Annotated in this window: 8 protein-coding genes; 6 read left to right on the forward strand and 2 right to left on the reverse strand. The window is 48.4% G+C overall.

The genetic code is table 11. The features are described 5' to 3' along the window. A partial coding sequence (locus tag ACI955_RS16810; RefSeq protein ID WP_415244901.1) for a TonB-dependent receptor domain-containing protein occupies window positions 1–1,404 on the forward strand: 1,404 nt, incomplete at its 5' end. 144 nt (window positions 1,405–1,548) lie between these two features. On the opposite strand, the gene ACI955_RS16815 is transcribed toward ACI955_RS16810, so the two are convergent. Beyond that, complete coding sequence (locus tag ACI955_RS16815; RefSeq protein WP_415244908.1) at window positions 1,549–1,962, reverse strand: diguanylate cyclase; 414 nt, start codon at window positions 1,960–1,962, stop codon at window positions 1,549–1,551. Window positions 1,963–2,749: 787 nt separating this feature from the next. Here ACI955_RS16815 and ACI955_RS16820 point away from each other — a divergent pair. Further along, window positions 2,750–3,652, forward strand: coding sequence for a DUF808 domain-containing protein (locus ACI955_RS16820; protein WP_415244902.1), 903 nt, complete (start codon window positions 2,750–2,752; stop codon window positions 3,650–3,652). Between the two features lie 429 nt (window positions 3,653–4,081). After that, window positions 4,082–5,131, forward strand: coding sequence for a UDP-3-O-(3-hydroxymyristoyl)glucosamine N-acyltransferase (gene lpxD / locus ACI955_RS16825; protein WP_415244903.1), 1,050 nt, complete (start codon window positions 4,082–4,084; stop codon window positions 5,129–5,131). 85 nt (window positions 5,132–5,216) lie between these two features. On the opposite strand, the gene ppsA is transcribed toward lpxD, so the two are convergent. Beyond that, on the reverse strand, window positions 5,217–7,589 hold the full coding sequence (gene ppsA / locus ACI955_RS16830; RefSeq protein ID WP_415244904.1) for a phosphoenolpyruvate synthase: 2,373 nt from the start codon (window positions 7,587–7,589) through the stop codon (window positions 5,217–5,219). Window positions 7,590–7,720: 131 nt separating this feature from the next. Between ppsA and ACI955_RS16835 the strand changes: the two genes are divergently transcribed. From ACI955_RS16835 to ACI955_RS16845, 3 genes are all read left to right on the forward strand, one after another. Continuing rightward, window positions 7,721–8,539, forward strand: a complete 819-nt coding sequence (locus ACI955_RS16835; protein WP_415244905.1) for a pyruvate, water dikinase regulatory protein — start codon at window positions 7,721–7,723, stop codon at window positions 8,537–8,539. Beyond that, on the forward strand, window positions 8,539–9,750 hold the full coding sequence (locus ACI955_RS16840; RefSeq protein WP_415244906.1) for a patatin-like phospholipase family protein: 1,212 nt from the start codon (window positions 8,539–8,541) through the stop codon (window positions 9,748–9,750). The genes ACI955_RS16835 and ACI955_RS16840 overlap by 1 nt, the downstream gene beginning before the upstream one ends. A gap of 57 nt (window positions 9,751–9,807) precedes the next feature. After that, window positions 9,808–11,066: DUF255 domain-containing protein (locus ACI955_RS16845; protein ID WP_415244907.1), on the forward strand; the 1,259-nt coding region annotated here is incomplete at its 3' end.

Below are 11,066 nucleotides of genomic sequence, written 5' to 3' on the forward strand. Positions count from 1 at the left end.
GAGTACGAGCAGTACAGCCAAGAATTTCGCTGGATCTCAGCGCCTGGTGAAACCTTCGACTTTATTGCCGGCGCGTATTTCCAATATAACGAAATCGACTTCTTTGACTCAATTGTTGTCTCTACCACGCTTGTTCCTCAGCTGATTAATGCGGCAGATCTTCTAGAAGGCGGTGGTCGCGGCGATATCGATCCCGGCGCTAATGGCAACAGCGGCTTTGAGTTACTCGGCATTGGTGATGCAGGTAACTCTCTGTTAAACCTGCGCTCACCACGTGACTTCAAGAGTGACTCCATTATCGGCTCTACCTTTTTACAAGGTACATGGATAATGACTGATACCCTGCGTTTAACACTCGGTGGTCGATACACCTACGAAAAGAAAAGTGGTAGTCGTAAACTTGAATTCGGCTTGCCGGATGGTTCAATTTTACCGATTGGGGAAACCGATACTGCGGCGGCTGTTACTTTTGCTGCGGAGCGACACGACTTGGCGGGTAAGCGGACTGAATCACAATTTGCGCCGCTGTTAAACGTGCAGTGGGACTTCAGTGATGAAGCCATGACATATTTCTCAGCACGACGTGGCTTTAAATCTGGCGGTTTCGACGCTAGATCTAATGCTTCGCCCAGCGACGAACCTACACCGTCTAACCCAACTGCCACCGTTACCAACCCTAGAGTATTGATTGGTAGCTTCGAGTTTGAAGAAGAGCGTGCGACCTCCTATGAACTGGGTTTAAAAACCAGCTTATTTGACGGTGTTGCTGAGTTGAACTCTGCGCTGTTCTATACCCAGTTCGACAACCTTCAGGTCAGTGTTTTTGATGGCACATTAGGTTTCAACGTAGGTAACGCTGCAGGAGCGATTACCCAGGGTGTTGAGTTTGATGGCCGTATCGCTTTAAGCGAGCATGTCATTCTTGGTGCGGGCCTGGCGTTTTTAGACTTTGAGTTTCAAGACCATAAATTTGGTACTTGTATTCAAGATCAAATACCAGACAACGCTAACGGCATAAACTGTGATTACACTGGTAAAACTAACCAATACGCCGCCGACTACTCAGGCAACCTACTGCTGGGCTATGAGCGTGAAGTGGGTAACTCACTAATCTTACGAGCTAATCTTGACGCAATCTTCAGTGATGAATATCACCCATCGCCAAACCTAGACGACCGCGTGAAACAAGATGCGTTTATTCAGTACAACGGCCGTATTTCCCTTTCGTCTAATGATGGCCGCTGGGATATAGCATTACTAGGTAAAAACCTTACTGATGAACTGATCGTGCTATATGCCATTGATACGCCCGTCGCCAAAAAAGTAATTGCAGGAGCCACAACACACCACGGCTTCACCAACCCGCCTAGAACCTTTGCAGTTCAAGCGTCTTATCGCTGGTAAAACTAAGGTACTTGCTTGCCGGTTTTGGGTTTGGACGCCCAAAACTGGCTTTTTTTTTCTAAATTATCAAATTAGATTTTCTTACACTGATCTATCAATTGATTAATTAAAGCAGCTTTCAATTTTCCTTATCAAGATGCTGACTTATTCAGCGTCGAATTCTACACGGTTACTTCCAGCGGCCTTTGCTCTATACATCGCTTTATCGGCACAGTGTATTGACTCTTCAACGGTTCGAGAAGCTCGCAGTACCGATACACCAAAAGTGGCTGTTACGTGTGCCTTACCAACGTCAAAATGCTGAGCGGTGATCACCACGCGCATACGTTCTATGACCTCACTGCTCTGGTCTAGCGTTGTACTGGGCATGCAAATAATAAACTCCTCGCCCCCGTATCGGTAAATTCGATCATATGGACGAAGGTGCGACTTTAGTTTTTTAACGGTAGAGACTAATACGACATCCCCCTCTGCATGACCATAGTGATCATTGATACGTTTGAAATGGTCAAGATCTACCATCGCAATCACGCAAATCTGCTTTCCTCGCTGGACCAGCGCCTGCTGTTAGCAGAGCTCAGTCAGCAGTCTAGCTCGGGTTTTCGCTTCCGTGAGCGGATCTCGATTTTGCACGACGGCGGCGAACTCTTCTCCCAGGGCCTGAATTTTTGTCCGCATTTTCACTATGCTATTGTCGAAAGGGTCCCATTCACGAACCAGGATAGGTAGGCCATCGGAAATCCGCTGAATTAGATGTCGCGACCTTCTGTGCATTTTCTCATGGGCTTTTCCCAAGGATATAAATAGTGGGTTTTCTTGCAAAAACTGCAAGTCAGGGCTGTTGTACCATTGACCGAAACTACAGGGAAAATGGACGTCATTTCTTAGATCTAACGGCTCTGGGCCTTACGGGAAATCAACACCCGCTGTAAATTCTTATACCATTGCTCGTGGCTATATAGGGCCTGATCAAGGTCCACAATGACTTTCTGGACCTGTTGATTGCTGAGAGAATCTATATTTATGATCTCGTTCTAGGTCTACTACTCAGACATTAAACGCAATAACTGGAACCTTAAGCGTGGGGTGGAATAATGAGTTTATTAAACGGTATAGACTGTGCCTGATAGCGAATAGCTATCTGTCCAAACGTTCCGAGGACTACATCTTTTATTGTACTGATTTTCCGTCCGCGCTTTGAATTCAAATATCTACTTACTTATTGATTAGCACTTTCGATTCATAGCGCTATTGCTGGGGATCTTCTGAGTGATAATCTTACCGATGTAGTATGCTTCGTCAGTAATTCACAAGCCTGACTCATTTCATTACAGGTGGTATTTACATGGCGGCAGGTTCTCTTCTAGCCCTTTTTGATGATATTGCGACGCTGCTGGATGATATTTCGGTGATGTCCAAGATCGCAGTAAAAAAGACTGCCGGCGTCTTGGGTGATGATTTAGCTGTTAACGCCGAGCAAGTGGGCAATTTGCGCGCCGAGCGTGAGCTCCCGGTGGTTTGGGCGGTGGCTAAAGGGTCTTTACTCAACAAGCTTATTATTGTTCCCATTGTATTACTGGCCAGTCTATTTATGCCTTGGCTAATCACGCCTGTACTGATGCTCGGCGGCGTGTATTTATGCTTTGAAGGTGCAGAAAAAATCTGGCATGCCATTGCCCATCGCAATACAAAGGATCATTCCCAGACCCGCGCGCTGCTCGAAGATAGCAATGTCGATTTACTCTCATTAGAAAAAGAACGAGTTAAAGGTGCTATTCGTACTGACTTCATTTTGAGTTTAGAAATCATTGTCATCGCACTGAGCACTGTGCAGCAGGCACCGTTCGCCAAGCAGGCAGTGGTGCTGTCTATTGTTGCGCTAGGGGTAACATTTGCAGTCTACGGCTTGGTCGCCATGATAGTTAAGATAGATGATCTTGGCTTGTATTTTCTTAAATCGGCCACCGCGGCGGTAAAATCCCTAGGTGGATTTTTACTATGGTTGGCGCCGGTTTTGATGAAAACCTTAACGGTTGTTGGTACCTTGGCGATGTTTTTAGTAGGCGGTGGCATATTAACGCACGGCGTAGATCACTACATTGCGTTTGGCGTCGCCCTCTCCCATCTAGATGTTTTCAGTAACGCCTTTGCAAATGGTCTTAGCCAAAATATCTTTAATGGCCTTATTGGCATGCTAATAGGTGCGGCGGTGGTTGCCGTGTTTACAACCGCGTCTGATAAGCGGTGATTTACTGGGCTCATTTAAACGATCTCCTGCATTTCAATACTGATTAATCTTTGCCGAATAGTGTTTTTTCGTGAATTGTAGGCCTGCTTAGCGATAGTTGAGGTTTAGCTCGCGCGATCTATATGGTCTATAGCAAGTTGTAAAAAGCACACTGAACTTCCCCGTATGGCTAAAATAAATCACAAGAGATCGACTTCTTATAGCTTAGCTGAAGACGGTATATCTCGAATTAAACCCCAAATTTTCACTAAAATAACTCCATGTATTGTCCAAACGACGGGTAAAATATTCCCAGAGATGCAGAAAATACCGCTAAGCGTATCTACTCAAAATGTGGATGCCCTAATTGCACGCAGTATCTACTGCGGTTTATGTCTGCAGTTCAATTCATAGTAAATCAATAAGTTAAGTATCGACGGAGCACGCCGCATGGGTATTATTGAAAGAAGCTTGTCTGAGTTAGCTAATTATCTCGATGGAGAGGTAGTTGGCGATGCAAATTATATGATTTCTGGAATTGCAGATTTACAGACTGCCGTGGCTTCTGAGCTGTCGTTTATTAATCAAGAATCGTACTTGCAGTATCTGCCCGAATCTTCGACCGGCGCCGTTATTCTTAGCGCTGAGTTCGCAGATAAATATGACGGTAATAAGCTGATCGTTAACAATGCTTATCTCGCCTACGCCAAGGTTTCGGCACTGTTCGAATCGCTGTCAGTGGTGGCGACTGGTATTCACCCCTCCGCGGTGATTGCGGCGACTGCCAAGATCGATTCCACTGCATCCATTGCCGCCAACTGCGTTGTTGGCGAATTTGCTCTTATTGGAGCTGGTGTTAGGCTTTATCCAGGTGTATCCATCGGTGACCGGGCTAGCGTTGCTGACAACACCTTAATCCATCCAAACGTGGTTATTTACCACGCGGTAAGCGTTGGCAAGAACTGCATCATTCACAGCGGCACGGTTATCGGCTCTGACGGTTTCGGCTTTGCGCCAAGTCGCGATGGCTGGCAGAAAATCCACCAGTTGGGTGGTGTTATTATTGGCGACGATGTCGAAATCGGCTCTAACTGCTCGATAGACCGAGGTGCCCTAGGCAACACCATCATTCACGATGGTGTGATTATGGACAATCTGGTGCACGTTGCGCACAACGTCAAAATCGGTAAACGCTCAGCCATTGCCGGTTGTGTTGGCATTGCCGGCAGTGCCAATATTGGCGAAAACTGCACCGTTGCCGGCGCCGTGGCCATTAATGGACATATTGATATTGCCGACAATAGCCACTTCCACGGCGGCACTATTGTGACCAAGGGCAATAGCGAAGCGGGCGTTTTCGCCTCGGCAACGCCGATGCAAGAAGTGAAGAAATGGCGTCGCAACTCGGTGCGATATACCCAGCTCGATGATATGTCGAACCGCATCAGGCAACTAGAGAAACAGTTAAAAGCCTTATTACCAGCAGACCCTGCCGAGTAATTTGCCAATAAAAAAGGCCGCTTTCGCGGCCTTTTTACTATTCCCGCTTTAATGCGGAAAAATATTTGCCTAAGCGTGATTCAACTCAGGCTTTTAACTTCTTTGCCAGGAACAGCCAAGTCTCCAAAACAGAGTCCGGGTTCAGGGACACGCTGTCTATGCCCTGCTCCATCAGCCACTGGGCAAAATCTGGGTGATCAGATGGACCCTGACCGCATATCCCGATGTATTTACCGTGCTTTTTACAGGCATCTATCGCCATTTTCAGCAATGCTTTTACCGCGTCATTGCGCTCATCGAAGAGGTGAGCAATTAATCCTGAATCGCGATCTAGACCTAAAGTAAGCTGAGTTAAGTCGTTTGAGCCAATTGAGAAACCATCGAAATACTGCAGAAATTGCTCTGCGAGTAAGGCGTTAGCTGGTAGTTCGCACATCATCACGACCCGCAAGCCATTCTCACCGCGTTTCAAACCATTGGCTTCCAGCAACTCGATAACTTGCTTAGCTTCACCAACGGTCCGCACGAAAGGCACCATAATCTCAACGTTAGTGAGATCCATATCGTTGCGAACTTTCTTAAGCGCACGGCATTCCAGTTCGAAACACTCCCGAAATGAATCAGAAATATAGCGCGACGCACCCCGGAAGCCGAGCATGGGATTTTCTTCAGATGGCTCGTACAAGCTGCCACCGATTAAGTGAGCGTATTCATTGGATTTAAAATCGGACATCCGCACAATAACGGGTTTGGGATAAAACGCGCTGGCAATCGTGGATATACCTTCAACCAGTTTTTCTACGTAAAACTCTACCGGGCTAGAGTAGCCAGCAATACGGCGCTTCACTGCCGCTTGCACATCGCGGGGAATATCGTCGTAATTCATCAGCGCTTTAGGGTGCACGCCAATCATGCGGTTGATAATGAATTCCAAGCGCGCCAAGCCCACTCCAGCATTGGGGTAGCCTTGGAAGTCAAAGGCACGGTCAGGATTGCCAACGTTCATCATTACCTTGAACGGCAATTCTGGCATGGCCTCTAGTTTATTGCGGTTAATATCGAAATCGAGAATACCGTCGTATACCATGCCGGTGTCTCCTTCTGCGCAAGACACCGTGACGGGCGTTCCATCTTTTAGCAGCTCGGTGGCGTCACCGCAGCCCACGACCGCAGGAATGCCCATCTCACGAGCAATGATCGCTGCATGACATGTGCGCCCGCCACGGTTAGTAACAATGGCTGAGGCGCGCTTCATTACCGGCTCCCAGTCTGGATCGGTCATATCGGTAACCAGCACATCGCCCTGCTGAACTTGATCCATTTCGCTGATATTGGCAATCAACCGCACCGGTCCAGCACCAATACGCTGACCAATAGAGCGACCTTCACATAATACCGCGCCTTTTTCTTTTAAGAGGTAGCGTTCCATCAAAGTAGCGGATTCACGACTTTTAACGGTCTCTGGGCGGGCTTGGACGATATAGAGTTTGCCGTCATCGCCATCTTTGGCCCACTCGACATCCATTGGCCGACCGTAATGCTTTTCAATGGTCATCGCTTGCTTGGCAAGGTCGAGTACTTCTTCGTCGGTCAAGCAAAATTGATTGCGCTGGTCTTCACTAACATCCACGGTCTCAACAGATTTACCGGCGCTAGCATCGCTGCCGTAAATCATTTTAACCATTTTGCTACCGAGGTTTCGGCGCAGCACCGCAGGACGGTCTTTCTCAAGTGTCGCTTTGTGAACATAAAACTCATCGGGGTTTACTGCACCCTGCACAACGGTTTCACCCAGGCCATAGGACGCAGTAATAAACACCACGCCGTCGAAACCTGACTCAGTGTCCATAGAAAACATAACGCCAGCGGCGCCGGTGTCTGAACGCACCATGCGCTGAATACCCGCCGACAGTGCAACATCGGCGTGCTCAAAGCCTTGATGAACACGATAGGCAATCGCGCGGTCATTGTATAAGGAGGCAAACACTTCCTTGATCGCGATCATAATATTGTCGAGGCCGCGAATATTTAAGAAGGTTTCTTGCTGGCCGGCAAAAGAGGCGTCCGGTAAATCTTCTGCGGTTGCCGATGAACGCACCGCGAAAGACATGGCATCGTTGCCATCAACCAGCTTGGCATAGGCTTCAACGACAGCCGCGTTTAGTGCTTCAGGGAACGGTGTTTCAACAATCCACTGACGAATCTTCTTACCCACAACAGCAAGATTCTTTACATCCTCAATATCAAAGCCGTCTAGCGCGGCAATAATTCGATCGTTCAAACCACTTTGCTGCAAGAAATCGCGGAAGGCGTCGGCAGTGGTCGCAAAACCACCGGGCACCGATACACCGACTTGTGAGAGCTGGCTAATCATTTCACCTAGGGATGCGTTCTTGCCGCCAACGCGATCAACATCATTCATTCCAAGGTCGTTGAACCAGATTACGTATTCAGACACGTGCTATCTCCCAATTTACAAAGTGACCGTATTACGGTTATAAGGGTGCAAGAAATTAACACGGGTTATACTAAAGTAAGTAATTTGGAAATTCCCGTCGAAAAACTCAGTGCATTAGGTAAAAAAACTACATGATTCGTCCGGCTTTTTTTATATCAGACAGTACCGGTATCACTGCCGAGACCTTGGGCAGCAGTGTTTTAGCGCAATTTGACAACCAAAAATTTGAGCACATTATCGTGCCTTACGTCGACAATGCCCAAAAAGCGAACTCGGCGGTAGAGAAAATTAATCGGGCTGCAGATGAATGCGGCAACCAACCGATTGTGTTTGATACCCTTGTCGACGAAGACCTGCGCGCGATTATTGCCACCAGCCGCGGCTTTATTGTAGATGTTCTTGGCACATTTGTTAGTCAAATTGAGATAGCCCTAGGTGAAAAACCCTCGCGCACGGTTGGCCGCGTTCAGAATGCCGACAAAGATATGCTTTATAAGCAGCGTATTGATGCGGTGAATTACGCCCTAGACAACGACGATGGCGCCAGGTTAAACCGCTACGACCAAGCCGAAGTCATTTTAATTGGGGTTTCTCGCAGCGGTAAAACCCCAACCTGCCTGTATTTGGCGATGCAATCGGGGATATTTGTTGCCAACTACCCGATTACCGACGAAGACATGGAAAGTGATCGCCTGCCAAAAGCCTTGCTAGATCATCGCAGTCGCTTGTTTGGTTTGACGATCGATGCTGAGCGTTTATCGGCTATACGCAGCGAGCGCAGGCCAGACACTCGCTATGCGTCGTTGCGCCAATGTGAAGACGAGTTGCGCCAAGCAGAAGCCATGTTTAAACGATTTGGTCTTCCCTATCTCGATATCACCCATGCATCAGTAGAGGAAATTGCCACCCGAGTGCTAGTGGATACTGGACTGCGCGGACATAAACGCTAATGAATACCACCACCGCCGCTGAAGGCCAAGACCAAGACCAAGACCAAGACCAAGCACCGAAAAACAGCTACCGCGCTAATACAGCTATGGTCTTGCCCGGTGGCGGCGCTCGGGCCGCCTATCAAGTCGGGGTGCTTAAAGCCCTGGCAGAAATTCACGGTAAACGCCCTGGCAACCCCTTTCCTATTCTTGGCGGCACCTCCGCCGGCTGCATAAATGCGGTATCACTGGCCGCTGGTGCACATCATTTTGTTGGCACCGTAGAAAAACTGGAGATGCTCTGGCGGGATCTCAGCACCGACAAAATTTATCGTGCCGACTTTTTCGGCGTATTGCGCAATGCCCTGCGACTCACTTATTCACTATTCAACTCGGGATCCCCCGGTGACAGGCCAGTGGCGCTGTTAGACAATAGCCCGCTGCGAGAAATACTTCGCCAATATGTTAGCTTCGAAAATATCGGTGTAAATATTTTGAACGGCGACTTGGATGCCCTTTGTCTCACAGCTATGAATTACACTCAGGGGGTTTCTGAAACATTTTTTCAGGGCGGGCCCCAGTACGCCGGCTGGCAGCGCTGGCGCCGGCAAGGTATGGCCACACCGATACAACTCCAACATTTGATGGCATCAACGGCTATTCCGACAATTTTTCCACCGGCTAAGCTGGGCCGAGACTACTATGGCGACGGTGCTTTACGGCAATTAGCCCCCATCAGCCCGGTGATTCATCTCGGCGCAAATAGAGTGCTGGTTATTCCCGCCAATGGTCATAAACGTCAATATCCGAAAATACCTAAAGCTGCACAGTCACCTGGGTTTGGCCAAATCATTGGTCACCTGCTTAACAGCGCATTTATTGACAGTATCGAAACTGATATTGAGCGCCTCGAGCGTATTAATGAATTGGTTCGCATGATCCCCGATGAAGATCGGGGCATGATGGGTAAGGAGCTGCTTCCCATAGACTGCCTAGTTGTTAGCCCCAGCGAGGACATAGATCGTATTGCCGATGATCACGTAAACGAACTGCCCCGCTCACTGAGAATTTTTCTGCGCCGCACCGGTAGTACAGGAAATAGTGGCGGTGGTGTCAGTATCGCTAGCTACCTTTTGTTCACGCCGGAATACTGCGGAAAGCTCATCGACCTTGGCTACCGCGACGGCATGGCGCAGCGAGACGAGTTGCAGACCTTTCTATACCGCGATTAGATCAAATCGGCTAACCGCTGGACCTCGTACAGGCCCCTAAGAACATTGGAGCTATACATGATTCAGCAAGTAAGCCTGTTATTTATTCTACTCTCTAATTTAATCCTCCCCGCTTCTGCCGCAGAAAATAGCGCTATCAAATGGCGGGAATGGAGCCCTCAAGTTTTTAGTGAAGCTAAAGCGTCCGGCAAGCACATCATACTCAATGTTGAAGCCGTATGGTGTCATTGGTGCCATGTAATGGACCAAAAGACCTATAGCGATCCCCAGGTCGGGGCCGCAGTTGGCAAAGATTTTATCGCCATTAAAGTAGATCACGACGCTCATCCAGGGATCGCCGCGCGCTATCGGGCCTGGGGTTGGCCTGCAACTATTTTTTATAATAGCGATGGCGTAGAAATTGTTAAACGTGCTGGCTATATTCCACCTGACTCAATGACGGCCTTACTCAATGCGATTGTTCGCGATCCCAGTCCAGAAAATACTGGCGGCTTTATTACCGTTACCACTCAGCGCAGTGCATTAATACCTGCGGACAAAGCTAATTTAATCGCAATGCATCAACGCAGCTACGATGCCAAATACGGTAGCCTTGCCATTGCGATGAAGTTCATCGATCCCGATTCCGTTGAATACGCCTTGCTAGAGGGTATGAATGGCGATGACAGCGAATTAGCCCGCGCCAATAAGACCTTAACAGCAGCCCTCAAATTAGAAGACCCCGAATGGAGTGGTTTCTACCAGTACTCAACCCATGGGGACTGGGATCACCCCCACTTTGAAAAAATTATGCGCACTCAGACGCGCTCTATTCGACTTTATGCACAGGCCTATGCGGCGACTAAAAACCCGGCGTATAAAACCGCCGCCGAGCGCACTGTCGCTTATCTTAATCGTTTCTTAAAAGCGCCTGACGGTGGCTTTTATACCAGCCAAGATGCCGATCTTATTCAAGGACAAAAGAGCGCCAAGTATTTCGCCTTAAAAGACAAGCAACGTATTGCGCTAGGTATTCCTCGTGTTGATACCCACCGCTACACCAAGGAAAACGCGGCTTTGATTTCGGCGCTCACCAGACTTTACAGCGCGACGGGTGATACCGAAATAAAAGCACAGGCAATATCAATTGGCGATTGGTTGCTAGCCAATCGCCAACGCAGCGCAGGCGGTTTTAATCACGGTAGTAGCGACAGTAATAGCCGTCACGACGCTAAGTTATTTTTAGCTGATAATATCAGTGCACTCGCTGCCTTTATCGATCTGTATGAGATTAGCGCCGACCGCCAGTGGCTTCAATATGCCAAAGCCAGCGCCGA

Origin of the sequence: Zhongshania sp., from assembly GCF_047636175.1 — a bacterium.
In the GTDB taxonomy this organism is placed as follows: domain Bacteria; phylum Pseudomonadota; class Gammaproteobacteria; order Pseudomonadales; family Spongiibacteraceae; genus Spongiibacter.

Excerpts from the sequence above, each read along its gene's own strand:
- ACI955_RS16820 (WP_415244902.1), top strand. The coding sequence starts at position 2,750 with ATGGCGGCAGGTTCTCTTCTAGCCCTTTTTGATGATATTGCGACGCTG.
- ACI955_RS16835 (WP_415244905.1), top strand. The coding sequence starts at position 7,721 with ATGATTCGTCCGGCTTTTTTTATATCAGACAGTACCGGTATCACTGCC.
- ACI955_RS16840 (WP_415244906.1), top strand. The coding sequence starts at position 8,539 with ATGAATACCACCACCGCCGCTGAAGGCCAAGACCAAGACCAAGACCAA.
- lpxD (WP_415244903.1), top strand. The coding sequence starts at position 4,082 with ATGGGTATTATTGAAAGAAGCTTGTCTGAGTTAGCTAATTATCTCGAT.